Below are 25853 nucleotides of genomic sequence, written 5' to 3'. Positions count from 1 at the left end.
GGTCAGGGCTGGCCGAAGCCGGCGTCTGCCAGAACCTGCTGGCCCTCGTCGCTGAGGACCAGGTCGACGAACTCCTGCGCCAGGTCGGCGTTCTCGCTCTCGGCCACAGTCGCGATCGGGTAGTTGTTGACCACCGACTCAGACTCGGGGAACTCGATGCCCTGCACGTCCTCACCGGCAGCGATGACATCAGTGACGTACACCAGCCCGGCGTCGGCCTCACCGGAGACGACCTTGGCCAGGACGTCGGTCACCGACTGCTCCTCGCTGTCGGGCTGCAGCTCTACACCCGCATTGTCGGCGACGGACTGCGCGGCGGCACCGCACGGAACCTCTGGAGCGCAGATGACGAGGTTGATGTCGGGGTTCGCCAGGTCCTGGAACGACTGGATACCGGCCGGGTTGTCCGGCGGGATCGCGATCTCGAGGATGTTCGTGGCGAACAGCTCCGGGTCGCTCCCCTCGAGCCCGTCGGCAGTCAGCTTCTCCATGTTGGCCTCATCGGCGGAGGCGAACACGTCCGCCGGAGCACCCTGCTGGATCTGCGCGACCAGATTGGAGGATCCGGCGAAGTTGAACTCCACAGACACGCCGTCGTGGGACTCCTCGAAGCTCTCGCCAAGCTGCTCGAAGGTCGATGTCAACGAGGCGGCGGCGTACACCGTGAGAGTGGTGTCTCCTCCGTCGCCGCCACCGTCACCCGAGTCGCCATCGTCTCCGCAAGCAGCGGTTCCGGCCACCAGCGCCAGTGCGGCCAGAGTTGTGAACAAGCGCTTCATGATTCTCCTTCTGCGGTCTCGACGACCACGTTGGTTGACTTGATGGACGCCACCGCCACCGAACCGAGCTCCAGCCCAAGGTCACGCACCGCTTCGCTCGACATCAGCGAGACCACCCGGAACGGACCGCACTGAAGCTCGACCTGCGCCATCACGGCGTCCGTCTGGATGTCGGTCACCAGGCCGACGAACCGGTTCCGCGCCGAGCTGGCCACCCCGCCCGGCAGCGGCGGAGGTGAGGCGTGCCGTCGGGCGACCTGGGCGACCTCGAAGCCGTCAACGACCTTTCGTCCCGAGCCGTCGACGGCGCACTCCAATACACCGTTGTCGATCCAGCGGCGCACGGTGTCGTCGCTGACACCAAGGTAGAAGGCGGCTTCACGAATCCTCATCTGCGGCAGTCTATCCATTTTAGTATCGCAACAGCGGATCATTCTAGAGAATTTTGACGATAATGCGGAAGAAGGCCAGACAGACAACTGTGCGCTTCGAAGCAGCAGCGCAGAAAGCGTGCAGGGCCCTGGTCGGAACCCGGATAAGCGGGACTGCGACCCGTGGTCAACCACGAGCAGCGCGACGAGGCTGAGGGTGCTGGTCGGCCGCGGTGGCTGGGTGAGGAACACACCCGCAAGATCGCCCAGCTGCACCACCTGCTGCTCGAGCTGATCCCCGGGCGGGGCGAAGAAGGACCTACCTCTCCACCGCCCAGGCCAAGCCGCTGCTGGTCAAGGTGCGCCGGCATGACGCCGCGGGCAAGACCCATCGCCGAATGGCCGCCGCGCTCATCGCCGCCTTGGAGCGGATCGACCTGCGGAGAAAGGCCGCGGAAAAGGAGCTCACCGAGCTCATCCGTGCCACCGGCGGCAGCCTGATGATAGTTACACGGCATCGGGCCCATTGGTGCCGCTCGTCTGGTGGTCGACCGGCGACATCACCACCCGGTTCCCAACCGCGGGCACTTCGCCTCCCGGAACGGGACCGCACCGATCAACGCCTCCTCCGCGACCACATCCGCCACAGGCTCTCGCGCCAAGGCAGCCGGCAGATCAACCCGCACGCTCCACATCAGGGCCACCGTCTAGTTGCGCAGACCCGGCGAAAGGCCGCTTCTACTTCAACCGCAAGACAGCCGCCAACAAGGCCAACATGGAAGCGATGCGCTGCCTGAAACGACGCCTGTCTGACCTGGTCTACAAAACATGTTCAACAACCTCGTCACGACCCAGGGGACGGGCCCGGGTGGGCAATTGGGCAACGACTCTGACTCCAGCCGACCGGATCACAACTGACCGGCTCTTCGGACAAGTCACTTCCCGGACCCGCCAGACCCACCCTAGAACCCCACCGCCGACCGGCTCTTGACACAGAGGGGCGCCATTTGCGGACGCTCTTCCTCGTCGGCTACGAACGAGCCCAGTCGAGCACTTCCTGGGCGTGCGTGTTGGGCGGGAAGATCGGGTAGAAGGCGTGCTCGATGACACCGTCAGTCACGACGAGTGTGAGCCGCTTGTAGAAGCGGTCCTGGCCCTCTGCGCCGAACGTTGGCAGTCGCAGGGCCTCGGCCAGCCGGAAGTCCTCATCCGACAGCATCGCGAACGGAAGGCGTAGCCGTTCGACGACCTCGGCCTGGCGGGCGCTGGTCTGACTGGACAGCCCGTAGACCAACGTGACGCCCGCGCCGCGAAGGTCCTCGAAGTGGTCACGGAAGTCGCACGCTTCGGTCGAGCAGCCGCGCGCCCCGGGAATCGAGTTCCAGTCCTCGGGAAGGTCGACTCCTGGTTGACCAGTGAGGGGGTAGAGGTAGATGACGGTGCGGCCAGCCCCGAGGTCCGCAACGTTGATCGTTTCGCCGGTCGTTGCAAGCAGGTCTAGGTCTGGCATTCGCATGCCGGGAAGGTGGTCGGCGGCACCGTCGTCCTGAGGGACGGGCAGATCGGCGGGCAGGGTCGTGTAGTCAGTCATGCGGGCCCTACCCCCGGATCTTGGACACGGGGTGTGATTACGCGGCGGGCTGCAGCGTAGCGGCGTGGCCGGTCTCGTAGGCGATCGGCGACAGGTAGCGACACCACGAATGGCGCCGCCGGGTGTTGTAGCGGGTCAGCCACTTGAAGACCTGGCGACGGCAGGCGAGCTCGTCGGACCAGGTCCGCTCGTCTTGGAGGACCTCCCGCTTCAGCGCGGCGTTGAATGACTCCGCCAACGCGTTGTCGGCCGAGGACCCGACGGCACCCATCGACTGGGTCACGCCGAGCTTCGCGCAGAGCTTGGCGTAGTCCTTCGAGCAGTAGACCGACCCGTGGTCGCTGTGGAAGATCGCCCCGGCCAGTGATCCGCGGGTCGCGGCCGCGGCCTTGAGCGCGTCCTCAACGAGCTCGGTGCGCATGTGATCCGCGATCGCCCAGCCCGCGAGCCGACGGCTGTAGCAGTCGATCACGGTGGCCAGGTACAGGTTGGTGCCGTCTGCGATCGGCAGGTAGGTGATGTCGCCGACGTAGCGCTGGTTCGGCGCCGGGGCGGTGAAGTCCCGCTTGAGTAGATCGGGCACCTTCTGTCCCGATGGCTCGGGGATCGTGGTCCGCACGCGTCGCTTCTTGACGTAGCCGCAGATACCGGCCGCACGCATCACGCGGGCGACGCGCTTGTGGTTGACCCGCTGCTCAGGCGGTGCGCCGTCGTTGAGGTCGGCGGTGATCCGAGGCGCGCCTTGGGTGTTGTCAGCCTCGTGGACCTTGCGGATCCGCTCGACCAGCGCGGCGTCCGCGGCGGCCCGCTCGGCCCGCGCTGGTGCCCCGGCCTTCCACGCGTAGTAGGAGGAGCGCTCGATCTCGACGAGCTCACACAGTCGCTTCACCGTCCAGCCAGGGCGGGAGGTGGCGGAGTTGTCGGCGACGAACTGGAAGCGACTCACCAGCGCGTCTCCCCGGCGAAATACTTGGCCGCCCGCTGGAGGATCTCCCGCTCGGTCGTCAGCTTCGTTGTCTCTGCCCGCAGCGCCGCATTCTCGGCCTCGAGCCGGGCGATCTTCTGCTCCGGCGTCTCATCGGCCGGCCCGGACTGGCTCGACTTCGACGGCGTGGCTTGCAGTGGGCTGGAGGTCAGTGTCCCGTCAGCGGCGGTCTTCTTGCCGGTCCCGTAGACCTCGAGCCAGTGCCGCAGGGTGCCGCGCACGATGCCGAGGTCCTCGGCGATGCCGCGGACTGTGGCGCCCGGGGTGGACTCGTACAAGTCGACGGCCTGACGACGGAACTCCTCGGAGTAGTTCTTCCTGGCCATGGTTCCTGGATCATCTCGCTTCCCCAGCAGATGCTGGATTCAGCGTGTCCAAGAACCGGGGTCAGGCCCCTGCGGTTCTCCTGAGTGTGCGGTCGTGTGGCTCCCGTTGAAGCCAGTGTGCTAGTTCTTGGCGGCACCCAAGAGCTACCACGTCAGCTCCACAACGGACCGTAAACATTGCCCTAAGCGCACATGTGAGCAGGCCGGTCATCGACTGCTGCTTGCTTCATTGACCGCACGGCCGGAGTTGATGAGGCTCGGTCGCGGTGCTCGGGGGTGTCGCTCTCAACTCGGCTACCCACCTCCGGGACAGAGCCCCGCGGGGTGGTGGGCTTTGAGGTGACCCTCGGTGCCTACGCGTCGCCGTTGTCGATGGCGGCGACGGGGTGAGTATTGCTGGTCTCGTAGAGCTTGGCCATGGAGCCTTCTGAGAGGTAGCGGCGCTCGCCGGCGATCCATTCGTCGTGCATGTCGATCAGCACGGCTCCGACGAGTCGGATGACGGCGGCGGCGTTGGGGAAGATGCCTACGACCCGGGCCCGGCGCTTGATTTCCTTATTCACGCGCTCCAACGGGTTGGTCGACCAGACCTTGCGCCAGTGCTCGCGCGGGAACGCGGTGAAGGCCAGGACCTCGGCCTTGGCGGCGTCCATCAACGGACCGAGCTTGGGGAACCGGGCGGCGAGCTCCTCGCGGGTCTTGTCCCACGCCGCGTGGACGTCCTCGGGCGTGGGCTGGGCGAAGATCATCCGGAACGCGGTCGCCACGAGCTCGGCCTGCCCCTTGGGCACGTGAGCGAGCAGGTTGCGCGCGAAGTGGACCCGGCACCGCTGGTGCGCGACACCCTGGAACGCCCGGCCCAGCGCCTTGACCAGTCCGGAGTGCTGGTCTGAGATGACCAGCTGCACGCCGGCCAGGCCGCGCTGCTTGAGGCTGAGCAAGAAGGCGCGCCAGAAGACCTCGTCCTCGCTGTCGCCGACATCTAGGCCGAGGATCTCCCGCTCCCCGGTCGCGCTCACGCCGGTCGCGACGACCACCGCCATCGACACCACCTGACCGCCCTTGCCCGGGGCGTTACGGACGTGGAGGTAGGTCGCGTCGAGGTAGATGTAGGGGAACTCGACATGATCCAGACTGCGGGTGCGGAACGCGCCGACCTGCTCATCGAGGTTGGCGCAGATCCGGGAGACCTCGGACTTGGAGACACCGCTGCCGCCCATCGCCTCGACCAGGTCGTCGACCGAGCGGGTGGAGATGCCGTGGACGTAGGCTTCCATGACTACCGCGTACAGCGCCTGGTCGATACGGCGCCGCGGCTCGAGGATGATCGGGAAGAACGAGCCCTTGCGCAGCTTGGGGATGCGCAACTCGACATCGCCGGCCTTGGTGGTCAGCATCCGCGGACGGTGGCCGTTCCGCTCGGCTGTGCGGTCCTCGGTGCGCTCATAGGGCGCCGCGCCGATCTGCTGGGTGGCTTCGAGCTCGATCAGCTCTTGGAGCGCGAGCCGGACCGAATCACGGATGAGATCGACGCCATCACCGGCACGGAACGCCTCGAGGATCTCGGACAGGGCAGACTGGGGCAAGGCCATCGGTGGACCTCTTTCTTCAGTGGGTGCTTGGCCGTACACACCGAAGATCCCGCCGATGGCCGTCTACGTGCTGACGCCCCGCCGCTGCTCCCTCAAACCCCACCACTCCCGGGGACTCTTACCACCTCTCCGGTGTTGCGACTTCTCGTCGACCGACGCCGGTCGATGGTCAAGTCCGCTGGGGTGGTGTACGAGGTTGATCCCTCGGTTGGGCGTGTCGGTCAGGCTGTGAGGGCCTGGAGTTCGGGTTCGGTCACCTCCTCGACGACGCAGGTGTCGACGGCCTGGGCGCGGGCGAGGACGTCGAGTCCGAGGTAGCGGCGGCCTTCGGCCCACTCGTCGTGCTGCTCGGCCAGGACGGCGCCGACGAGCCGGATGATGCTGGCCCGGTCGGGAAAGATCCCGACCACGTCGGTTCGCCTGCGGATCTCGCGGTTGAGGCGCTCGTTGGGGTTGTTGGACCAGATCTGGCGCCAGATCTCCTTCGGGAACGCGGTGAAGGCGAGGATGTCGGCACGAGCGTCCTCCAGATGCTCGGCCACCTTGGGGAGCTTCTCGGCCAGGGCGTCGACGACCCGGTCGAACTGGGCGTGGACAGCGTCGGCGTCGGGCTGGTCGTAGATCGAGTGCAGCAGCGCCTTGACCCAGCCCCACGAGGACTTCGGCGTCGCCGACATCAGGTTCGCCGCGTAGTGGGTTCGGCAGCGCTGCCACGAGGCGCCGGGCAACGTGGCGCCGATCGCGGCCACCAGCCCGGCGTGGGCGTCGCTGGTGACGAGCTTGACCCCGGCCAGGCCGCGGGCGGTCAGATCCCTCCAGAAGGCCAGCCACCCGGCGCCGTCCTCGCTGCTGGTGACCTGCACGCCGAGGATCTCGCGGTGCCCGTCGGCGTTGACGCCGGTGGCGACCAGCACGTGGACCGGCACCACCCGGCCACCTTCGCGGACCTTGAGCACCAACGCGTCGGCGGCCACGAAGGTGAACGGCCCGGCCTCCTCCAGCCGTCGGGTGCGGAACTGCTCGACGTGCTCGTCGAGTTCCTTGGCCATCACCGAGACCTGGCTCTTGGACAGGCCGGTGATGCCGAGGGTCTGCACCAGCTTGTCCATCCGCCGCGTCGAGACGCCGAGCAGGTAACAGGTCGCGACCACACTGGTCAGTGCCCGCTCTGCTCGCTTGCGGCGCTCCAGCAGCCACTCGGGGTACAGCGAACCGGTGCGCAGCTTGGGAACCGCGACGTCCAGAGTGCCGACGCGGGTGTCGAGGTCGCGGTGCCGGTAGCCGTTGCGGGAGTTGACGCGCTCCATGCTGCGTTCGCCGTAGCCGGCGCCGCACACCGCGTCGGCCTGCGCCGAGAGCAGCGCATTGACGAACGTGGTGAGCAGGTCCCGCATCAGATCAGGACTGGCCTGGGACAGCTGCTCGTTCAGGAACTGTGCAGGGTCGATACTGGGTCCAGCGGTCATCGTCGTGGTCCTTCTTCGAGTCGGTTTTCGCAGATCACTCGAAGGATCCACCCGGTGGCCGCGCCTACGTTGGAGGCACGCGCTCACTCAGGTCCGTCGTACACCACTCTGCTGGACTCCACTCGGTCGATCGGCGAGGAGCACGCCCACAAGGGTCAGCCATCTGCACACACCCCTGCTGGAACTGGACCCGGGTGGTGCGAGAAGGCGGAGGTCTGCACGAACACGTCAGCGGTCACAGTGGCCGCCGAGACCTCGGGGACCACGGCCAAGGCGCCCGCCCCTTGTGGGGGCAGGCACCTCGTCTAGCCATGTCCGTCAGAATCCTTTAGGACCACGGCCCACGGCCGGCGCGCGATCGAGCGACTCCCGCGCGCCGCGTCAACCTCCGTCGTGCGGATCTGCCATAGCGCCAACTGCTCAGGAAGCGTCCACATGCTGGAGCACGGAACTGGCTCGAAGGCCGAGTACGTCGCTCAGCCTTCGAGGTTGCTCATGACATGCTTGATCCGCGTGTAGTCCTCCAGGCTGTACAACGAGAGATCCGAACCGTACCCGGAATGCTTGAATCCGCTCTGCGGCATCTCCGCAACGAACCTCAGGTGGGTGTTGATCCAAACGGTTCCGAAGTCGAGGGCGTTCACCACGCGCATCGCTCGGGCGTGGTTGGTCGTCCACACACTGGCTGCGAGACCATAGGGCACGTCATTGGCAAACCGGACTGCTTCAGCCTCGTCGATGAACTTCTGAACCGTGATGAGCGGGCCGAAGATCTCCTTCTGTACGGCCTCGTCATCCTGGCGCATCCCGGTGACGACTGTCGGGGCGTAGAAGTAGCCACTGTCCCCGACCCGGTTGCCTCCGGTCGTCACCTCGGCATGACCGGGAAGCCGGTCCACGAAGCCCGAGACCAACTCGAGCTGGCTCCGGTTGTTGAGCGGGCCGAAGTACACACCGTCGCCATCCGGCATGCCGGTCTTGGTGCTTGCAGCGGCCTTGGTGAGCGCGGCAACAAATTCGTCGTGCACTCGTGCACCGACAAGGACGCGGCACGCAGCCGTGCAGTCCTGACCCGAGTTGTAGTAGCCAAACTCTGCGATTTGCTCCGCTGCGGATTCGACGTCGACGTCATCGAAGACGATGACCGGCGCCTTGCCCCCGAGCTCGAGGTGAACCTTCTTCAGATCTCGCGCTGCGGAGGCCGCGACCTCCATGCCGGCTCGCACGGATCCTGTCAGGGCGACCATCTGCGGGGTCCGGTGCTCAAACATTGCGCGCCCGCTGTCGCGGTCGCCGCAGATCACGTTGAAGACGCCCGGCGGGAGAAACTCGCCGGCAACCTCGGCCAAGAGCGCGGTGGTTGCCGGCGTCGTGTCGGACGGCTTCAAGACGACGGTGTTTCCGGCGGCTAGCGCGGGAGCGAACTTCCACACAGCCATCATCAGTGGATAGTTCCAGGGCGTCACCTGGGCCACGACACCGACCGGCTCACGACGGGTCCAGGAGGTGGTGTTCTCCCAGTACTCCCCGGAGGAGCGACCTTCGAGCATCCTGGCGGCACCAGCGAAGAAGCGGATCTGATCGATGCTGAGCGGGATGTCGTCGGTCTCGGCCATCCACACCGGCTTGCCGGTGTTCTGGACCTCCAGCGCGACGAACTCCTCCGCGCGAGCTTCAAGAGCGTCGGCCATTCGCATCAGTCCAAGCTGGCGCTCGTAGGGTGTGACGCGGCTCCACTTCTCGAACGCGGCTTCAGCGGCCGCCATGGCCCGGTCGACGTCCTCGGCACCCGACACTGGAGCGGTGGCGAAGGCTTGGCCGGTGGACGGGTCGATGACTTCTGAGGTCTGGCCGGAAGCGGAGTCGGCCGCCTTGCCGCCGATAAAGTTTCGGAACTGACGCAACTGCATGAGGGTTTCCTTTCGACTCGCACCGAGTCTCTGGTGGGTTGTGCTGACTGGTCTGGGGCGACCCCGCGCGAGAGCAGGTGCCGGGCGGCCGCTTGATCTCGCGCGTCAGCATTCAGTGGGGCCAAGGCGATCAGCGACGTAGAGGACTAGTCACTGAGTCTCTCAGTATGAGGATCCGTGTTGCCCTCTGTCAATGGTCTTCAGAGGGGCGCTGAGTTCTTTCCGTCGGGCCGTCAGCGACGCATTGAGCCTTTCCCTTGATCGGAGCTTGGCGGCGGGCGCCGCGGGCAGGACGGCGAGCTGCCGTTGCCAGGCCTGCGGCGAGTTGGGACACCGTTCGAAGGTCAGCGATGGATACGGCTGGGTTGCCTCGGCCCGTCTCTATGGCCCGCACGAACGCTGATCCAACGATCACACCGTCGGCGAAGGTGGCGATCTCCGCAGCTTGCTCACCGTTGGAGACTCCGATGCCAACCGCAATGGGCAGGTTGGTAACGGCACGCGCGCGTTTGACGAGGGGTTCCGCAAGATCGCTCTTCCCTGCACGGACTCCCGTCACGCCCATAACGGCGGTCGCGTAGACAAACCCGCTACAGTGCAGGGCCGTGGCCTTCAGCCGGTGGTCGGCAGACGACGGCGCGACGAGGAAGATGTGGTCGAGGCTGCGCTGATCCGTTTCAGTCACCCATGCAGAGGCGTTCTCGAATGGGAGGTCGGGGGTGACGACGCCGGCACCACCAGCGGCTGAAAGGTCCCGTGCGAACCTGCCTGAGCCATAGCGTTCAATGAGGTTCCAGTAACTCATCACAACAACGTCGACACCCGATTTCGACACTTCCTCAACGACGTGGAACACGTCCCTCGTCCGGAAGCCCCTTTGAAGCGCTAGGCGGGCAGCGGCTTCGACGGCCGACCCGTCCATTACTGGATCGGAGTAGGGAAGCCCAACCTCGATCACGTCGCAACCAGATTCGGCCATTACACGAAGTGCGGTGATTGATCCCTCCACGCTTGGGAATCCGGCCGGAAGGTAGCCGATCAGAGCGGCACGATCATCGCGACTCGCGGACGCGAAGGCATCTGATGTGCTCATCGGCCCAATCCGCTCTTAAGCCACGCCGCGACGGTTGCCATGTCCTTGTCGCCACGACCCGAAAGGCAGACGAGGATCGTCTGGCCCGACATCTCGCGAGCGAGTTCGAAGGCTCCAGCGACTGCGTGCGCCGACTCGATTGCCGCGATTATGCCTTCGGTCCGGGCCAGTTTCGCCAGGGCCGCCATCGCTGCAGCGTCGGTGACGGTTCTGTACTCTGCGCGTCCAGTCTCGGCCAGCCAAGCATGCTCCGGCCCGACGCCTGGGTAGTCGAGGCCGGCCGAGATGGAGTGGGATTCGATCGTTTGTCCATCATCGTCTTGAAGAAAGAACGTTCGCGCTCCGTGGAGAACCCCTACTCGTCCTGCCGTGATCGCAGCCGAATGACGGCCTGTAGCGAAGCCCTCTCCCCCAGCTTCGATCCCTACGAGTCTAACCATGGAGTCGTCGACGAATCCGGAAAAGAGGCCGATCGCGTTGGAGCCACCGCCGACACAGGCGATCGCCACGTCGGGCAGGTGTCCGGTTAGGTTGAGGCATTGGATTCTGGCCTCGTCCCCGATCCCTCGCACGAAGTCACGCACCATTGAGGGGTACGGGTGCGGACCAGCTGCGGTGCCCATCAGGTAGTGGGTTGTATCGCACGTCGACACCCAATCTCGCAGGGCCTCGTTGATAGCGTCCTTAAGTGTCCCAGAGCCAGTCGCGACGGGCACCACCGTGGCACCTAATAGTTCCATTCGCGCTACGTTGACGGCTTGGCGTTCGACGTCGGTCGCGCCCATGTAGATGACGCATTCCAGGCCAAGGTATGCACTGGCCGTTGCCGTCGCGACGCCATGTTGGCCCGCGCCGGTCTCGGCGATGACCCTCGTCTTGGACATGCGCTTGGCGAGGAGGGCCTGGCCCAGCACATTGCGTATCTTGTGCGCACCCGTGTGGTTGAGGTCTTCGCGCTTCAACAGGATCCGAGTTGCCAGTTCGCGACTGAGGTTCTTTGCTTCGAACAGAGTCGAGGGTATGCCCGCGTATTCGCGGAGCAGTTGGTCGAGCTGCTGGCCGAACGTGACGTCGTTCATGGCGTGTTCCCAGCAACTGGTGAGTTGCTCGTGCGCAGTCATCAATGCTTCTGGCATGAAACGGCCGCCGAAACGGCCGAACCATCCGTCCTGGGTTGCGAACGTGGCTAGGGTTGGCCTTCCGGCCGAAGGAGCGTTGTACATGGCTCAGACGCCGCGGAAGAGGTTGATCTTGTCGAGGTGCTTGTCGCGGAGGTCCGGGTTGAGGACGCCGAGGCCTTCCTCGGGGGCCAGGCACAGGACGCCGACCTTGCCCTGGTGCTTGTTGTGGTGGACGTCGAGGGCGGCCTGGCCGACGTCCTCGAGGCGGTAGGTGCGCGAGAGGGTGGGGTGGATCTTGGCCTGGGCGATGAGCCGGTTGGCCTCCCAGGACTCGCGTGGGCTGCCGCGCAAATTTCGGACAGTGATTAATTGTGTTTTTACGCTGCCTGCTGCTGGTTGCAGTACTCGTCGTGGACCTCTTGTGGGGTGCGGTAGCCGAGTGCTGAATGAAGACGTAGGCGATTATAGCGGAATTCGATGTACCGGGCCACGTCTTTCCTCGCTTCGTCGCGGGTGGGATAGGTCACGCGATTGACCCGTTCGACTTTCACCGCTGCGTTGAACGATTCGGCTAACGCGTTATCGAAACAGATCCCAGTTCTACCCACCGACCGGCGAAGATCGAGTCGTGAGGCTGCGCGGGCAAATTCGTCGCTCATGTATTGCGTTCCGCGATCCGAGTGGATCACACATTGTGATTCCAGGGTGTAGTTGCGTGCGGCCATATCCAATGCCTCGACTACCAAAGAGGTGCGCATGTGGTCGGCCATGGCGTAGCCGATGCAGGCCTTGGTGGCGCAGTCGATCACCGTCGCCAGGTACAACCAGCCCTCATCCGTGCCGATGTAGGTGATATCGGAGACGAGTTTGGTTCCCGGCGCGTGGGCGGTGAAGTCGCGTCCGAGGAGGTCGGGCACTGCGGCGGCGTCGCCGGCGATGGTGGTGGTCGGCCGGGACGGCCGGGGCTGGCACGGCACCAGTCCGAGCTCGCGCATCAGCCCCCGCACCAGCTCCGGGCTGGCGTCCTCGCCCATGCGGCCGAGGGAAGCGTGGATCCGCCGGTAGCCGTAGGTGGCGTCGGAGTCGTCGAAGACGGCCTCGATCACGGCCTTGAGTCGCTCGCGACGCTGTGCGGTGGCCGAGGCGGGCCGGTCGGCCCAGTCGTAGAAGCCAGACCGGGACACCCCGGCCCAGGCGCACATCTTGACCACCGGATAGTGCGCCTTCTGCGCGTCGATGAACTCGTATTTCGCGCTCACCGATACTCCTGGGCGAAGAAGGCCGCCGCTTTTCCCAAGAACTCGTTACGCATCCGCAGTTCGCGAACTTCACTCTCGAGCTCACGAAGTCGGGCACGCTCCGATATCGACAGTGGCGACTCTTCCTCGGGGTTCGCCTCCCGGTACTTCGCGCACCAGTTTCCCAGCGTGCCTTCATTGACGTGGATCTCGCGGGCGACCTCGGCGATCGAACGAGACGACTCGATCACCATTTTCACGGCCTCGTCCTTGAACTCAGGCGTGAACTTTCGACGCTTTTCCGGCATTAACTAGTTACCTCCATTTCGGAATGGACCTTATTTGATCCACTGTCCGAAATGTCTGAGGCACGCCAGCGGTAGTTGGCGAAGTGGCTGGAGATGATCCGTTTGAGGTTCATCCACAGGTAGCGGTTGTCGTACTCGTGCATGTAGCCGCTGGTGGAGGCGCAGGTGGTGATCACCCCGCCCTTGCGGGTCACGAACACAGATGCGCCGAAGGTCTCCCGGCCGGGGTGCTCGAAGACGATGTCGATGTCCTCACCGCCGGTCAGCTCCCGGATCGCCTTGCCCAGCCGCAGCCACTCCTTGGGGTTCTGGGCGGTGCCGTCGGCGTTCCAGAACCTGAAGTCCATCTCGGAGCGGTTGATCACCATCTCCGCACCCATGTTCCGCACGATCTGGGCCTTGTCCTCATTCGAGACCACGCAGACCGGGTTGGCGCCGCCGTTGAGGGCGTACTGGGTGGCGAACCCGCCCAGCCCACCGGAGGCGCCCCAGATCAGCACGTTGTCGCCCTGCTTCATGTTCCCGCCGTTGGCGCTCACGAGCTGGCGGTAGGCGGTGCAGTTGACCAGGCCCGGGGAGGCGGCCTCCTCCCAGGTCAGGTGCTCGGGCTTGGGCATCAGCTGGTTGGCCTTGACCATCGCGACGTCGGCCAGGCCACCGAAGTTGGTCTCAAAGCCCCAGATCCGCTGGGAGGTGTCCAGCATCGTGTCGTTGTGGCCGTCGGGGGCCTCCAGCTCCACCGAGAGGCAGTGCGCGACCACCCGGTCGCCCGGCTTCCAGCGGGTCACCCCGGCGCCTACCTTGAGCACCACCCCGGACAGGTCCGAGCCCACCACGTGGTAGGGCAGGTCGTGCCGCTTGGCCAGGTCGGACTCCCGGCCGTAGCGCTCCAAGAACCCGAACGTGGAGACCGGCTCGAAGATCGAGGTCCACACCGTGTTGTAGTTGATCGCCGAGGCCATCACCGCCACGAACGCCTCACCCGGACCCAGCTCGGGCAGCGCCACCTCCTCCACGTGCAGCGACTTGCGCGGGTCCTTGTCCCGAGACGGGATCCCCTCGAACATGTCGACCTCGTCCTTGCGGACCGTCGCCGCGCGATAGGAGGCGGGCAGGTCGAGACTGGCGAAGTCCTCCGAAGAGGTCCCATCGGCAAGGATGGCGTCGAGGATGTGCTGCACGGCATTCGGCTCCCTTCGGTTGTCCTGTTCGAGAAAATGGCATGACATTTCAACTTTGTGGCTCCGCCCCACCGCTCGCGTTGGCTAGCCCCGTAGCCGACGGGCCGGGGCGCTTGAGTTGCGGCTCGGGGAGCGCGCTCAGGCCACACGTCGCTTGGGCGGAGCGCCGGCTGGGCTCGTCGGACCGATCCGGTTGCTCAACGGTGGCTCCGTCCTCTTTGCCTGCTCGCCGGTGCCTAGGGGGTGACGATTCGCCAGCGACGGCGGCGGGCGGTTCTTCTGGCGTCGCTCCCCATGGAGCTAACAATCTGGATCTGGTCCTCAATCGATGAGAGCGTTCGCGCAACGAACTCCGCCTGGCTGCCGGAGTCGTCGACCAGACAATCGACAATGCCGTTGTCACACAAGTCCATCGCCGTGATTCGCTGCTGACGAGCAACGGCGGGGGCGAGGTCAGGGTCACCGTGCAGGATCACGCTGGCACCCTCAGGCGGCAAGGGTGTAATCCAACCGTGGTTAGCAGCAACTGTGCGATCGGCCGGCAACAATGCCAGTGCTCCGCCGCCGCAGCCCTGCCCAAGGACGACCGAGACCGTTGGCGTATCGAGCGTCGCCATCGCCGCGAGACAATTCGCGATCTCTCGTGCAGTGCCATGCTGTTCGGCATCCACTGACAGTTCGGTGCCCGAGGTGTCGATGACCGTGACCAAGGGCAGACGTAGATCGCGAGCGAGCTGCATGGCTCGCTGGGCGCGCCGCAGCGCCGTTGGTCCGGGTGGGTAACCCTGCTGTTGCGCTTCGCGGTCGTGCCCGAAGACGACACAAGCATGTCCGCCGACTCTAGCAATGGCCAGAAGGGTGCTGTCTGTCGCCAGAGTGCGGTCAGGACCACCGAGAACGAACGCCGAACTGCAGCGGTTGAGCAGGGCTCGGAGGCCAGGGCGGTCCGGGCTTCGGGTCGTGGTAATGCACTCCCAAGCATCCGGTCCGTTAGCTATTGGGTCGCTACTTCTGGCCTGGCCGGCGCTGGGAAGCGGGCCGTCAAGGTGCTCCAAGATCCGGAGGACGGTTGGCCTCAGCTCACACGATGGGACTACAGCGTCGACGATCCCGTGTTCTAGAAGATTCTCGGCCAACTGAACGCCCTTCGGGAACTCAGTTCCGTTGAGCGCTGCATAGACCTTCGGCCCGAGGAATCCGATCAAAGCGCGCGGTTCCGCCAGGGTGACGGTAGGTCAAGTCCGCTGGGGTGGTGTACGAGGTTGATCCCTCGGTTGGGCGTGTCGGTCAGGCTGTGAGGGCCTGGAGTTCGGGTTCGGTCACCTCCTCGACGACGCAGGTGTCGACGGCCTGGGCGCGGGCGAGGACGTCGAGTCCGAGGTAGCGGCGGCCTTCGGCCCACTCGTCGTGCTGCTCGGCCAGGACGGCGCCGACGAGCCGGATGATGCTGGCCCGGTCGGGAAAGATCCCGACCACGTCGGTTCGCCTGCGGATCTCGCGGTTGAGGCGCTCGTTGGGGTTGTTGGACCAGATCTGGCGCCAGATCTCCTTCGGGAACGCGGTGAAGGCGAGGATGTCGGCACGAGCGTCCTCCAGATGCTCGGCCACCTTGGGGAGCTTCTCGGCCAGGGCGTCGACGACCCGGTCGAACTGGGCGTGGACAGCGTCGGCGTCGGGCTGGTCGTAGATCGAGTGCAGCAGCGCCTTGACCCAGCCCCACGAGGACTTCGGCGTCGCCGACATCAGGTTCGCCGCGTAGTGGGTTCGGCAGCGCTGCCACGAGGCGCCGGGCAACGTGGCGCCGATCGCGGCCACCAGCCCGGCGTGGGCGTCGCTGGTGACGAGCTTGACCCCGGCCAGGCCGCGGGCGGTCAGATCCCTCCAGAAGGCCAGCCACCCGGCGCCGTCCTCGCTGCTGGTGACCTGCACGCCGAGGATCTCGCGGTGCCCGTCGGCGTTGACGCCGGTGGCGACCAGCACGTGGACCGGCACCACCCGGCCACCTTCGCGGACCTTGAGCACCAACGCGTCGGCGGCCACGAAGGTGAACGGCCCGGCCTCCTCCAGCCGTCGGGTGCGGAACTGCTCGACGTGCTCGTCGAGTTCCTTGGCCATCACCGAGACCTGGCTCTTGGACAGGCCGGTGATGCCGAGGGTCTGCACCAGCTTGTCCATCCGCCGCGTCGAGACGCCGAGCAGGTAACAGGTCGCGACCACACTGGTCAGTGCCCGCTCTGCTCGCTTGCGGCGCTCCAGCAGCCACTCGGGGTACAGCGAACCGGTGCGCAGCTTGGGAACCGCGACGTCCAGAGTGCCGACGCGGGTGTCGAGGTCGCGGTGCCGGTAGCCGTTGCGGGAGTTGACGCGCTCCATGCTGCGTTCGCCGTAGCCGGCGCCGCACACCGCGTCGGCCTGCGCCGAGAGCAGCGCATTGACGAACGTGGTGAGCAGGTCCCGCATCAGATCAGGACTGGCCTGGGACAGCTGCTCGTTCAGGAACTGTGCAGGGTCGATACTGGGTCCAGCGGTCATCGTCGTGGTCCTTCTTCGAGTCGGTTTTCGCAGATCACTCGAAGGATCCACCCGGTGGCCGCGCCTACGTTGGAGGCACGCGCTCACTCAGGTCCGTCGTACACCACTCTGCTGGACTCCACTTGACGGTACCGAGCGAACCCCAAGAGGCCAGCACCCCCCCGGTCGTCGGATGTCTCAAGTAGGCGATATAGGGCAGGCCGGCAGCCTTGTGTTCGGCGACAGCGGCCGCGATCCCCGGCATCGCCAGGAATGCCATGGTGCCCTCCTGCATGCGAGTGCCGCCGGAGGACGCGATCGCCACTAGCGGTAGCTGTTCGGCTGTCGCTCGTTCGACGGCCTCGACGATGCGGGTTGCCGACGCAAGGCCGATAGAGCCGGCGAGGAAGGTGAACTCGTTGGCAATTACCGCGATACGGCGACCTTGGATGAGTCCTTCGCCGGTCACGACAGATTCATCGGTTCCTGCGCGTTCGCTTGCTTCCCGAAGGGCCTTTCGGTACCCGAGCGTATCTGCGTGGGCCGGTGGGGTCGCGGCGGCAGTGTCCCAAGAAGCCAGGGGTGCATCGAGCAGGCCGCCGACGAGATCGACCACGCTCGACCGTGACGGCCGAGCAACGTCGGTGGCGGTCATTGGACCGTGCCGAACTCGGCGCGGAGCGAGGCGCCATGCTCGTCCAGCATGGGCGGCGCTTGGTGGTGGTGCCGGTCATACTCCGAGTCGTTCGCATCGAAGAAGCGCAGTGGCGGGCCCGGCAGCGTGATGCGACCAAGGGCGCTGTGTTCGACATCGATCAGCAAGCCCTGGCTGATGGTCTGGTCCCAATTGTAGACCTCGTCGACCGTGCGGACTCGTCCTGCGGGAACACCGGCACGGTTCAGTCGGGTGAGGAGGGCATCCGGGGCATCGCTGGCGAATGCTTCTTCGATGGTCTTGCGGACCAGCTCCGGGTGCTGCACGCGCTCGCCGTTGGTTGCCATGCCTGCCGCCGCGGGGTCGATGTTGAACTCGTCGCACAACCGGGCCCAGAGGCCCTCGCTTCCGCATGCGATCTGGACGGAACCACCCTGGCAGTGGAAGAGGCCATAGGGCGAGATCGACGGGTGATGGTTGCCGTTGGCACGTCCGATGACGCCACCGACCGTCCAGGCGGAGCCTTGGAAGCCGTGAACCCCCACGACGGACGCAAGTAACGAAGTTCGGATGACTTGGCCCTCGCCGCTCTGGCTGCGTTCGTACAGGGCCGACATGATTCCGAAGGCGCCGTACATTCCGGCTAAAAGGTCGGCGATTGGGACCCCGACGCGCTGCATGTCACTTGGACTTCCGCCGGTGACGGACATTAGGCCCGCTTCGCCCTGCGCGATCTGGTCGTACCCGGCGCGGCCGCCCTCGGGGCCATCGTGGCCGAAACCGGTGATCGACAGAACCACGAGGCGGGGGTTCAGCTTGAGGAGGTGCGTCGTTGAGAATCCCAGGCGCTCTAGAACTCCGGTGCGGAAGTTCTCGATAAGCACATCCGCGTTGCGGATCATGTTAGTGAGGATCGCGCGCCCTTCCTCGCCCTTCAGATCCAGGGCGACGGATTCCTTGTTCCGGTTCGCCGAAAGGAAGTAAGTGGACTCGCGATCTGCACCCTCCGGATGGAGGAACGGAGGACCCCAGCCGCGGGTGTCGTCACCTCCGGCTGGCGCCTCGATTTTGAGAACGCGCGCGCCGAGATCGCCAAGCATCATCGCGGCATGTGGTCCGGCTAGGGCCCTGGAAAGGTCGATCACGAGCAGTCCGTCGAGCGGCTGAGGGGGGCGAGTACTGCTGGGCATCGCATCCTCCGATCGGTGAGTGAGCAAGAAGGCGCATCGGCCCGAGACGGGATTCGAAGGCGTCCGCGGGAGTGAGAGGACTAGGGCTCTAGTGGCCTAGCCACCGGTCCAGTTTCTTTGATGGCGAGGTGCCTGTCAAGCGCTAGCCAACCTGGAACCCTTGCAGGTGACGATCGGCACAAGAGTGGAGTCCAGCAGAGTGGTGTACGACGGACCTGAGTGAGCGCGTGCCTCCAACGTAGGCGCGGCCACCGGGTGGATCCTTCGAGTGATCTGCGAAAACCGACTCGAAGAAGGACCACGACGATGACCGCTGGACCCAGTATCGACCCTGCACAGTTCCTGAACGAGCAGCTGTCCCAGGCCAGTCCTGATCTGATGCGGGACCTGCTCACCACGTTCGTCAATGCGCTGCTCTCGGCGCAGGCCGACGCGGTGTGCGGCGCCGGCTACGGCGAACGCAGCATGGAGCGCGTCAACTCCCGCAACGGCTACCGGCACCGCGACCTCGACACCCGCGTCGGCACTCTGGACGTCGCGGTTCCCAAGCTGCGCACCGGTTCGCTGTACCCCGAGTGGCTGCTGGAGCGCCGCAAGCGAGCAGAGCGGGCACTGACCAGTGTGGTCGCGACCTGTTACCTGCTCGGCGTCTCGACGCGGCGGATGGACAAGCTGGTGCAGACCCTCGGCATCACCGGCCTGTCCAAGAGCCAGGTCTCGGTGATGGCCAAGGAACTCGACGAGCACGTCGAGCAGTTCCGCACCCGACGGCTGGAGGAGGCCGGGCCGTTCACCTTCGTGGCCGCCGACGCGTTGGTGCTCAAGGTCCGCGAAGGTGGCCGGGTGGTGCCGGTCCACGTGCTGGTCGCCACCGGCGTCAACGCCGACGGGCACCGCGAGATCCTCGGCGTGCAGGTCACCAGCAGCGAGGACGGCGCCGGGTGGCTGGCCTTCTGGAGGGATCTGACCGCCCGCGGCCTGGCCGGGGTCAAGCTCGTCACCAGCGACGCCCACGCCGGGCTGGTGGCCGCGATCGGCGCCACGTTGCCCGGCGCCTCGTGGCAGCGCTGCCGAACCCACTACGCGGCGAACCTGATGTCGGCGACGCCGAAGTCCTCGTGGGGCTGGGTCAAGGCGCTGCTGCACTCGATCTACGACCAGCCCGACGCCGACGCTGTCCACGCCCAGTTCGACCGGGTCGTCGACGCCCTGGCCGAGAAGCTCCCCAAGGTGGCCGAGCATCTGGAGGACGCTCGTGCCGACATCCTCGCCTTCACCGCGTTCCCGAAGGAGATCTGGCGCCAGATCTGGTCCAACAACCCCAACGAGCGCCTCAACCGCGAGATCCGCAGGCGAACCGACGTGGTCGGGATCTTTCCCGACCGGGCCAGCATCATCCGGCTCGTCGGCGCCGTCCTGGCCGAGCAGCACGACGAGTGGGCCGAAGGCCGCCGCTACCTCGGACTCGACGTCCTCGCCCGCGCCCAGGCCGTCGACACCTGCGTCGTCGAGGAGGTGACCGAACCCGAACTCCAGGCCCTCACAGCCTGACCGACACGCCCAACCGAGGGATCAACCTCGTACACCACCCCAGCGGACTTGACCGGCACAAGTGCCGATGTAGTGCGTAGGAAGTGGAAGTGCTCCAGAAAAGTTCCGTGTTTCTCGCCCGACGCGGTTCCAGAGCGCCGGGTGCACCCATCGCGGCGGATTGCCGATGTCGAGGCGCCAGCCATCCGCGTGCCCGTCCTGCCCGTCACCAGCCCAAACTGCCTCGGCCGGCCGATGCGGAACAGCGCCTTCGTTCGCCTAGCGCGCAATGTCCGCGGCTACCGCCCACGCATTTTCGCCGCTATCCAGCGCGGCTTGGCCAACGGACACATCGAGTCGGTCAACAGTAAGATCCGACTCATCATCCTCATCGTCTTCCGGTTACAGGGCGACGCCCTCATCATCTGGCCACGCCTAGCCGGGCACGAAACCGACCCCGCACCCCCGGGACGAAGCCAGGCCACAGATCCGCAGGAGATCGAAGAGAGCCTTCGGAAGTCCGCCTAGCATTTTCACGCGTGCCGGCGGGGCAAAATCGCGCAGTCAAGCGCGTTCATGGTCGCCGCCGACAAGCTGGTGCAGCAGGTGGTGGAGCACTGGCAGTACGACCTCGAGCCCGTCCTTCGCGCCGCTCTCGGAGCCGGGGAGATTAATAACTACTGCGCCGGATGCGACTCCCGCGAGGCCCCGCGAAAGCACAGACGACGGAACCCCGTTCGCCGTACCCCGGGCACGGATCGCCTCTGCAATGCCGGGGATCACGACGTCGAGGAGAGGACCGGTGACTTCGGGGGTCCGGTCAGACGGGCTCAGCCCAGTCCCTCCGGTCGTGAGGACGATTCGTGCGCCGTCCGAGATCGCGCACCTGATTGCTTCAGCCACCGACGGTCCGTCAGGGACGACGACCGGAGAATCCACGTCGAATCCACTTGAGCGAAGGGCTGCGACGATGATCGGGCCAGTCTCATCAAGGTACGTACCGGCGGCTGCACGGTCCGAGGCAACAATCACTGTTGCTTTCATCGCGACCAATCCCCACTCGTGCCCCCAGACTTAGAGTCGACGTGGACATCGGTAATCATAGAGCACCGATCAACCGCCTTGATCATATCGACCAATGCGAGGGCGGCGACAGAAACGGCGGTGAGCGCTTCCATCTCGACGCCAGTGCGGTCGACGGTACGAACAGTCGCCTGGATAACCACGCCGTCGTCTTCGACGAGGAGTTTGACCTCCACACCCGAAACAGCAAGTGGATGACACAAGGGTATGAGGTCAGAGGTCCTCTTGGCAGCAACGATCCCGGCGATCCTGGCGACAGCAAGAGCGTCCCCTTTGGGACCACCGCCGCCACGGAGCAGCGCCACTACCGCAGGCGACACCCGAACGCGGCCACTAGCCGCAGCCACGCGGGCGCCGACACCTTTACTGGACACGTCGACCATTCGAGCAGCGCCCATTGCATCAATATGCGTCAGACCGACTTTCGCCAAGGCCAACCTCCTCCTGCTAGGAACTTCAGTCAGCTTCGGGACCCAAGAATCCCGTACAGTCTGGGCCCGGGGACCTGGGCGTCGAGAAGGAGCTCCGTCATAGGGCACTGCTCATGACGTGCTCGGTCTTTGAGTTCCTCGATGCGGTACTGCGAAAGGTCCGAGCCGCCTCTTGTCCACATTGCTGTTAGTCCGGACTGATTCTGGCCCCAGCACTTGCCCCGAAACGTTCGGACTCAGATCGCCGCCCTCAGCGCAGAAACAATGACCTGCGTCCATCGCATCGTGTGTCAGTGGCGGATAGTCCGCCGGGACCACTCGCCCGAGTCATTTTGCTCATCGATCGAACGCGATGATCCCTCGCATGTTCTTGCCGTCGATGAGATCCGCGTAGCCCTGGTTAACCTGCTCAAGCGAATACGTCTGAGTCACCAGCTCGTCGATCTTCAGGTCTCCACTGTCGTAAAGGTTGAGGAGCCGTGGAATGTCAGTGGTCGGATTGCAGTCGCCGAAGAGGCTTCCGCGAATCTCCTTGCGATAGACCGTGAGCATGGTGCCAGGAAGCTCGATCGTGGTTGTGTCGAACCGCGTCAATGCGGTCATGACAACCTTTCCGCCCTTTCCTACGGAGTCGAACCCGTCCGTCACTACCTCTTTAGTCATGATGCCGGGTGTGATGATCGCAGCGTCGGCCATCTGCCCCCAAGTGACCTGTGCGATCGTGTCCATGGCTTCGGCAACGCTCGCGAATGCATGTGTGGCGCCAAACTTGATCGCGAAGTCCCGCTTGCTCTCGAGCAGATCGACAGCTATGACATGCTTGGCGCCAGCCATAACCGCCCCTTGGACAGCATTGATGCCAATCCCACCGATACCGATGATGACAACCGTCTGACCCGGACGGACATCGGCGGTGTTTACTGCAGAACCCCACCCAGTTGGCACCCCACAGCTAACCAGTACTGCCTTATCGAGCGGGTAGTAGTCCTCGATCTTGATGCAGCTGTATTCGTGCAGCACTCCGTACTCGCTGAACGTCCCCAGCATGTCCATCGCGCCATACTCTCCCGCTGGCCCCGTTAGCGGGTATCGACCGGTCGGCAGGCAGCCATCGAGCGCGTTCGCGCCCCAGTCGCAGATCGACTGACGTCCGGTTGCGCAGTAGCGACAGGTGCCGCATGACGGGATGAACGACGCCACGATGTGATCGCCGGGCCGCTGAGAATACGACGAGATCGCTGACCTGCTGCCCCTCTATATCTGTAATCCGAAGTTTCGCGCCTTCGCGGAGCGACCCAGCCCATCCCGTCGCCGGGTCAAGCTTCAGAATTTCATCTGTGGTCATCGTGACTCCTTGCGAGTTGTGAAGGTGCCATTGCACCGGCGCCTGCGGCTTTTCACCAGCAGATGGTGTCGGGAAAACAACTGCCGCCCCTGCTTAACCGAAACGGTCGTAATGGATGCGATCATTGGGCACTCCGCGTGCCTTCAGGAGCGCCAGAACAGCGTCAGCCATCGCCGGCGGACCCGCCAAGTAGTAGCGTGCAACCTCCCACGGGAGGTCCAGATTGTCCCTGAGAAGGTCTGTCACGAATCCAACGGCACCCGCCCATTGCGGGTCCGCTGTCGCCGCGCCGAGGTGGAGCGCGGAATCCGGCAACTTCTCGAGAAGGGCACCAAGTTCTTCGCTGCAGACGAGATCACCCGGGCGCGCGGCGCCATAGAAGGCTCGAACGGGCCGGTCCTCCGGCGTACCTGCGAGCTCGTTGGCAAGGGAAAGAACTGGCGAAATTCCAGTTCCACCCGCGATGAGCACTACCGGGTCTGACGTCGGACGCAGCCACATGTCGCCGTAAGGTAATTCAAGGGTGATCCTGGACCCAGTTGTCAGCGAGTGCAGACGCTGACTCCCCGCGCCGCCAGGGTATCGGCGAGTCACGAACGAGACGGTGTCGCTCCCAGGCAACCCGGCCATCGAGTAGCAGCGGCGCAGGCCGTCAGCGAGATTGAGCACGGCATACTGACCAGGCCGAAACTCGGCCTGCATGTGAAGGCGAATGATTGTCATCTTCAGTTCCGGTGCCAATTCGACGACGTCGATGACTTCGCCCTCATGGTCTACCGTCGCCCGCTCCAGGCTGGGCGCCAGCGCAGCCCGAGGCTCTTCAACAGTGAGGTCGGACATCGCCGTCGTCTGACAGGCGAGCACTCTCCCACGCTTGGCGTCACGGGGAGACCGGGCTGGCGCCTCCGGGTAAAGGGAAGCCGTCTCGCCCTCGAGGACTGCAATCTTGCAGGTGCCACAACTGCCCCAGCCGCATTCGTACGGCAGCCAGATTCCAGCCCGCCGTCCAGCGCTAAGGATGGATTCCCCGTCGGCAACCTCGAACTCATGGCCCGCGGGCTCGACGGTGACCTGGTGAGACATCAGATCTCCAGGTCCGCGAATACGCTCGAACCCTCAACCTTGACTTTGTAGGTCTGGACCGGCTCAGTCGCCGGAAGGTCAAGCGGTTCGCCAGTCTCGAGCGAGAATGCGGCCGCGTGGCGGGGACATTCGATACAGGTCTCGTCCGCGAAGACCTCTCCTTCAGAGAGAGAAGCTTCCGCGTGCGAACAAAGATCGTCCAATACATACCAGGCGGTTTCTCCGACGCGGACTACGGCAAACTTTCTACCGCCAGCCTCCACCTGTTTCACCGAGTCCGGCTCAACATCGCGCACGGAACATAGGAAGGTAACCACCGTAAACTGCCTTTCGAGGGACTGCAATTGGGTGCCGCCAACCGCCGAGACATTTGCAGATCTTGCGCGGTGATTCGATTGGCGGCAGCGTCACGGAGTCTCGGATCGCCGCGCTAATCGTCCTCCGTATGGCGATCGCGGAACGGAGAATTGTCACCGAGTGTTTAGCGAGATTGGGTCGTGTGCGACGATTGAGTCTGCTTCCGGAATCTGGTCGAACTAGAATTTATTGAGGCCCCAGGACCGTGCGGCCTGGGGCCTCCGGACGTCGTCAGTTCTCGACGAGCTGACCATCTTGCTGGCTGGGGACCTCAAGCGGGGTCTCGAGTTGGGTGTAGTACTCCTCGATCTCTTCCGGCTTCTTCAGTCGAACGTAGATCTTGTCGCCTTCGAGCTTGATCGGATAGACCCAATGCTCGGCGAAGACAGACGGGGATCCATACGGCCCACAGAGCACCTCACCGCTCTTGATGCTGATGTCGAGCTTGTGCTCCTGGCACGTGAGGACGCCTCGCTTGGCATCCAACTGTCCGTGCTCAAGGGGTGCAAAGATGTGTGGGCACCACGGCTCCATAGCATGGTATCCGTCCTCTGCGCGGACGATCAGCACCTCTTGGTCGTACACATAGACCCGAAGCAGGCCGCGCTCAGGAACGTCTTGGGTCTTGCAGGCGAAGTAGAAGTCTTTCGCCTTCGGCATCCACCAGACGTCGCGCTCTTCCCTCGTTCTTCCCATCGCTTACCTCACCTCACAGTGTTTTTGCTTGCACCAGTGTTCCGACAGCGAAATTTGACCGGGCTCACGTCCCGTAGTGGTAACCAGGACCGTAGACATAGCCCCAGTTCTCGGGACTCCAGTTACTGTCGCCGACGTACAGAGGTGCGCGTCGCTCGCTGAATCCGTAGCCACGGGGGCCCTTGAGGTGCATCTCGCGGCGCTGGTCATAGCGGACCTTGTTCCCGACGAATGTGTCGAAATCCGCCATGGCCTCTGGGTCCACGTCGTCGTTGATGAAACCGTCATAACCGGCGTCGAGGACTTCTGGGTCCATCCCCCGCAGGTAGAAATAGGAGGCCCAGTAGTCGAGCTCACGCTCTTCGCAGAACTTCACTCTGCGGAGCCACTTGACGTTTCGGAATCCCCACTCCCCTGGCGAGTACAACCGAAGTGGATAGCCGTGATTCGGCTCAAGCACCTGGCCATTGCGCTCGTACACGAGCATCATGTCCTTTGCGAGGCTCATCGACATTGTCAGCCCCCCCTCGCATTCGAAAATGACCCAATCAACGTCCTTGTCAGGCTTCGTCAGCTCGAGGATGGTCCTGAAGTCGACACCCTTGAAGTTGTGCGCCTGGGTCCCAAAGTTGGCGGTGCAATGGTCGTCTTCGACGGTCTTGCGCGCAGGAAGCTCCGTCAGCTCTTCTCGCGTCAGGCTCAATGGCGTATCCACCATGCCGTAGGTCTCGAACCTCCACGCCCGCATGTCGATCACCGCCGGCGCAATCCACATCATCGACGGCCAGCGTCGCTTAGGAAATGCGAACGACCCCGGCGGCTGCTTGATCGGACCGGCTTCCTCGTTGCCGATGTACCCGGCCTTCTTGGCCTCACCCGCGGCCACGGCCTCGCGTGTCGGCCGCGGAAGGGTCCAAACGGAACTGTCAGCCATCTTCTTCCTCCTTGGAGAGCGATGTGCAGAGTACAAAAGGCGAGAGCGTCAAAGTCGGCCTTGATTCGGTCAGAGAC

Annotated in this window: 25 protein-coding genes and 2 pseudogenes; 2 read left to right on the top strand and 25 right to left on the bottom strand. The window is 64.6% G+C overall.

What is annotated here, in order from left to right; genetic code table 11:
- Positions 1-2 precede the first annotated feature (2 nt).
- Positions 3-779, bottom strand: a complete 777-nt coding sequence (gene modA, locus M0M48_RS02615) for a molybdate ABC transporter substrate-binding protein (protein ID WP_257754288.1) — start codon at positions 777-779, stop codon at positions 3-5.
- Positions 776-1189, bottom strand: a complete 414-nt coding sequence (locus M0M48_RS02610) for a TOBE domain-containing protein (RefSeq protein ID WP_257754287.1) — start codon at positions 1187-1189, stop codon at positions 776-778. The genes modA and M0M48_RS02610 overlap by 4 nt, the downstream gene beginning before the upstream one ends.
- Positions 1190-1666: 477 nt before the next feature.
- On the opposite strand from M0M48_RS02610, the gene M0M48_RS31030 reads away from it, so the two are divergent.
- A complete protein-coding gene (locus M0M48_RS31030) occupies positions 1667-1861 on the top strand; it encodes a transposase (RefSeq protein WP_374684433.1) in 195 nt (64 codons plus the stop codon).
- Between the two features lie 319 nt (positions 1862-2180).
- Here the strand turns inward: M0M48_RS31030 and M0M48_RS02605 are convergent, their stop codons facing one another.
- The 14 genes from M0M48_RS02605 to M0M48_RS02540 all read right to left on the bottom strand — a co-directional run bounded on the left by M0M48_RS02605 (position 2181) and on the right by M0M48_RS02540 (position 18317).
- On the bottom strand, positions 2181-2741 hold the full coding sequence (locus tag M0M48_RS02605) for a peroxiredoxin (RefSeq protein ID WP_257754286.1): 561 nt from the start codon (positions 2739-2741) through the stop codon (positions 2181-2183).
- Between the two features lie 37 nt (positions 2742-2778).
- A protein-coding gene (locus tag M0M48_RS02600; RefSeq protein WP_257751310.1) for an IS3 family transposase occupies positions 2779-4052 on the bottom strand; the annotation gives its coding sequence in 2 pieces (ribosomal slippage) (positions 2779-3704 and positions 3704-4052; 1275 coding nt in all).
- 353 nt (positions 4053-4405) lie between these two features.
- Positions 4406-5644 (bottom strand): IS256 family transposase, encoded by a 1239-nt coding sequence (locus tag M0M48_RS02595; RefSeq protein ID WP_257750629.1) that lies wholly within the window; start codon positions 5642-5644, stop codon positions 4406-4408.
- A 221-nt stretch (positions 5645-5865) separates the two neighbouring features.
- A complete protein-coding gene (locus M0M48_RS02590) occupies positions 5866-7110 on the bottom strand; it encodes an IS256 family transposase (protein WP_257750619.1) in 1245 nt (414 codons plus the stop codon).
- A 476-nt stretch (positions 7111-7586) separates the two neighbouring features.
- Positions 7587-9020, bottom strand: a complete 1434-nt coding sequence (locus tag M0M48_RS02585; RefSeq protein ID WP_257754285.1) for a gamma-aminobutyraldehyde dehydrogenase — start codon at positions 9018-9020, stop codon at positions 7587-7589.
- Between the two features lie 190 nt (positions 9021-9210).
- Positions 9211-10113, bottom strand: coding sequence for a tryptophan synthase subunit alpha (gene trpA, locus M0M48_RS02580; RefSeq protein ID WP_257754284.1), 903 nt, complete (start codon positions 10111-10113; stop codon positions 9211-9213).
- A complete protein-coding gene (trpB, locus tag M0M48_RS02575) occupies positions 10110-11336 on the bottom strand; it encodes a tryptophan synthase subunit beta (RefSeq protein ID WP_257754283.1) in 1227 nt (408 codons plus the stop codon). Before trpB ends, trpA begins: the two co-directional genes overlap by 4 nt.
- A gap of 3 nt (positions 11337-11339) precedes the next feature.
- On the bottom strand, positions 11340-11585 hold the full coding sequence (locus M0M48_RS02570; protein WP_257754282.1) for a hypothetical protein: 246 nt from the start codon (positions 11583-11585) through the stop codon (positions 11340-11342).
- Positions 11586-11611: 26 nt separating this feature from the next.
- Positions 11612-12780, bottom strand: a protein-coding gene (locus tag M0M48_RS02565) for an IS3 family transposase (RefSeq protein WP_257752069.1) whose coding sequence is annotated in 2 segments (ribosomal slippage) — positions 11612-12528 and positions 12528-12780 — 1170 coding nt in all. Because the reading frame shifts where the segments join, the coding sequence is not laid out codon by codon here.
- On the bottom strand, positions 12780-13961 hold the full coding sequence (ccrA, locus tag M0M48_RS02560) for a crotonyl-CoA carboxylase/reductase (protein ID WP_257754281.1): 1182 nt from the start codon (positions 13959-13961) through the stop codon (positions 12780-12782). Before ccrA ends, M0M48_RS02565 begins: the two co-directional genes overlap by 1 nt.
- Positions 13962-14197: 236 nt before the next feature.
- Positions 14198-15166 (bottom strand): carboxyl transferase domain-containing protein, encoded by a 969-nt coding sequence (locus M0M48_RS02555; RefSeq protein WP_257754280.1) that lies wholly within the window; start codon positions 15164-15166, stop codon positions 14198-14200.
- Between the two features lie 82 nt (positions 15167-15248).
- A complete protein-coding gene (locus M0M48_RS02550; RefSeq protein ID WP_257750619.1) occupies positions 15249-16493 on the bottom strand; it encodes an IS256 family transposase in 1245 nt (414 codons plus the stop codon).
- Positions 16494-16557: 64 nt separating this feature from the next.
- Entirely contained in the window at positions 16558-17127 is a 570-nt protein-coding gene (locus tag M0M48_RS02545; RefSeq protein WP_257754279.1) for a carboxyl transferase domain-containing protein, read from the bottom strand.
- The gene (locus tag M0M48_RS02540; protein WP_257754278.1) at positions 17124-18317 is read right to left on the bottom strand and encodes a CaiB/BaiF CoA transferase family protein; all 1194 of its coding nucleotides are present in this window, start codon (positions 18315-18317) and stop codon (positions 17124-17126) included. Before M0M48_RS02540 ends, M0M48_RS02545 begins: the two co-directional genes overlap by 4 nt.
- A 306-nt stretch (positions 18318-18623) precedes the next feature.
- Here M0M48_RS02540 and M0M48_RS02535 point away from each other — a divergent pair, with 306 nt between their 5' ends.
- Complete coding sequence (locus tag M0M48_RS02535) at positions 18624-19868, top strand: IS256 family transposase (protein ID WP_257750619.1); 1245 nt, start codon at positions 18624-18626, stop codon at positions 19866-19868.
- 543 nt (positions 19869-20411) lie between these two features.
- Here the strand turns inward: M0M48_RS02535 and M0M48_RS02530 are convergent.
- The 9 genes and pseudogenes from M0M48_RS02530 to M0M48_RS02500 form a co-directional block, all read right to left on the bottom strand.
- Complete coding sequence (locus M0M48_RS02530) at positions 20412-20891, bottom strand: MogA/MoaB family molybdenum cofactor biosynthesis protein (RefSeq protein WP_257754277.1); 480 nt, start codon at positions 20889-20891, stop codon at positions 20412-20414.
- On the bottom strand, positions 20888-21367 hold the full coding sequence (moaC, locus tag M0M48_RS02525) for a cyclic pyranopterin monophosphate synthase MoaC (protein WP_257759295.1): 480 nt from the start codon (positions 21365-21367) through the stop codon (positions 20888-20890). Before moaC ends, M0M48_RS02530 begins: the two co-directional genes overlap by 4 nt.
- A gap of 330 nt (positions 21368-21697) precedes the next feature.
- Positions 21698-22597: a zinc-binding dehydrogenase gene (locus M0M48_RS02520; protein ID WP_257759344.1), complete on the bottom strand. Its 900-nt coding sequence runs from the start codon at positions 22595-22597 to the stop codon at positions 21698-21700.
- A 19-nt stretch (positions 22598-22616) separates the two neighbouring features.
- Positions 22617-22706, bottom strand: a pseudogene (locus M0M48_RS31025) (hypothetical protein); the annotation flags it as partial.
- Positions 22707-22799: 93 nt separating this feature from the next.
- Complete coding sequence (locus M0M48_RS02515) at positions 22800-23546, bottom strand: FAD-binding oxidoreductase (protein WP_257754275.1); 747 nt, start codon at positions 23544-23546, stop codon at positions 22800-22802.
- Positions 23547-23558: 12 nt separating this feature from the next.
- Positions 23559-23789 (bottom strand): annotated as a pseudogene (locus M0M48_RS31020) (2Fe-2S iron-sulfur cluster-binding protein); the annotation flags it as partial.
- Positions 23789-24085, bottom strand: a complete 297-nt coding sequence (locus tag M0M48_RS02510) for a non-heme iron oxygenase ferredoxin subunit (RefSeq protein ID WP_257754274.1) — start codon at positions 24083-24085, stop codon at positions 23789-23791. The pseudogene M0M48_RS31020 and the gene M0M48_RS02510, both read right to left, overlap by 1 nt.
- 292 nt (positions 24086-24377) lie before the next feature.
- A complete protein-coding gene (locus M0M48_RS02505; protein ID WP_257754273.1) occupies positions 24378-24806 on the bottom strand; it encodes a Rieske (2Fe-2S) protein in 429 nt (142 codons plus the stop codon).
- A gap of 100 nt (positions 24807-24906) precedes the next feature.
- The gene (locus tag M0M48_RS02500) at positions 24907-25776 is read right to left on the bottom strand and encodes a molybdopterin-dependent oxidoreductase (protein ID WP_257754272.1); all 870 of its coding nucleotides are present in this window, start codon (positions 25774-25776) and stop codon (positions 24907-24909) included.
- Positions 25777-25853 lie beyond the last annotated feature (77 nt).

It is taken from the genome of Pimelobacter simplex (assembly GCF_024662235.1).
Classification (GTDB): domain Bacteria; phylum Actinomycetota; class Actinomycetes; order Propionibacteriales; family Nocardioidaceae; genus Nocardioides.
The sequence above is the reverse complement of the archived record's forward strand: the minus strand, read 5'-3'. Positions and strand labels throughout refer to the sequence as shown.

Bases quoted from the DNA above. Each gene is read 5' to 3' on its own strand.
- M0M48_RS02545 (WP_257754279.1), bottom strand. From the start codon at position 17,127: ATGACCGCCACCGACGTTGCTCGGCCGTCACGGTCGAGCGTGGTCGAT.
- M0M48_RS02605 (WP_257754286.1), bottom strand. From the start codon at position 2,741: ATGACTGACTACACGACCCTGCCCGCCGATCTGCCCGTCCCTCAGGAC.
- M0M48_RS02610 (WP_257754287.1), bottom strand. From the start codon at position 1,189: ATGGATAGACTGCCGCAGATGAGGATTCGTGAAGCCGCCTTCTACCTT.
- M0M48_RS02530 (WP_257754277.1), bottom strand. From the start codon at position 20,891: ATGAAAGCAACAGTGATTGTTGCCTCGGACCGTGCAGCCGCCGGTACG.
- M0M48_RS02595 (WP_257750629.1), bottom strand. From the start codon at position 5,644: ATGGCCTTGCCCCAGTCTGCCCTGTCCGAGATCCTCGAGGCGTTCCGT.
- M0M48_RS02505 (WP_257754273.1), bottom strand. From the start codon at position 24,806: ATGCCGAAGGCGAAAGACTTCTACTTCGCCTGCAAGACCCAAGACGTT.
- M0M48_RS02515 (WP_257754275.1), bottom strand. From the start codon at position 23,546: ATGTCCGACCTCACTGTTGAAGAGCCTCGGGCTGCGCTGGCGCCCAGC.
- M0M48_RS02540 (WP_257754278.1), bottom strand. From the start codon at position 18,317: ATGCCCAGCAGTACTCGCCCCCCTCAGCCGCTCGACGGACTGCTCGTG.
- M0M48_RS02550 (WP_257750619.1), bottom strand. From the start codon at position 16,493: ATGACCGCTGGACCCAGTATCGACCCTGCACAGTTCCTGAACGAGCAG.
- M0M48_RS02585 (WP_257754285.1), bottom strand. From the start codon at position 9,020: ATGCAGTTGCGTCAGTTCCGAAACTTTATCGGCGGCAAGGCGGCCGAC.
- trpB (WP_257754283.1), bottom strand. From the start codon at position 11,336: ATGTACAACGCTCCTTCGGCCGGAAGGCCAACCCTAGCCACGTTCGCA.
- trpA (WP_257754284.1), bottom strand. From the start codon at position 10,113: ATGAGCACATCAGATGCCTTCGCGTCCGCGAGTCGCGATGATCGTGCC.
- M0M48_RS02535 (WP_257750619.1), top strand. From the start codon at position 18,624: ATGACCGCTGGACCCAGTATCGACCCTGCACAGTTCCTGAACGAGCAG.
- M0M48_RS02590 (WP_257750619.1), bottom strand. From the start codon at position 7,110: ATGACCGCTGGACCCAGTATCGACCCTGCACAGTTCCTGAACGAGCAG.
- M0M48_RS02500 (WP_257754272.1), bottom strand. From the start codon at position 25,776: ATGGCTGACAGTTCCGTTTGGACCCTTCCGCGGCCGACACGCGAGGCC.
- modA (WP_257754288.1), bottom strand. From the start codon at position 779: ATGAAGCGCTTGTTCACAACTCTGGCCGCACTGGCGCTGGTGGCCGGA.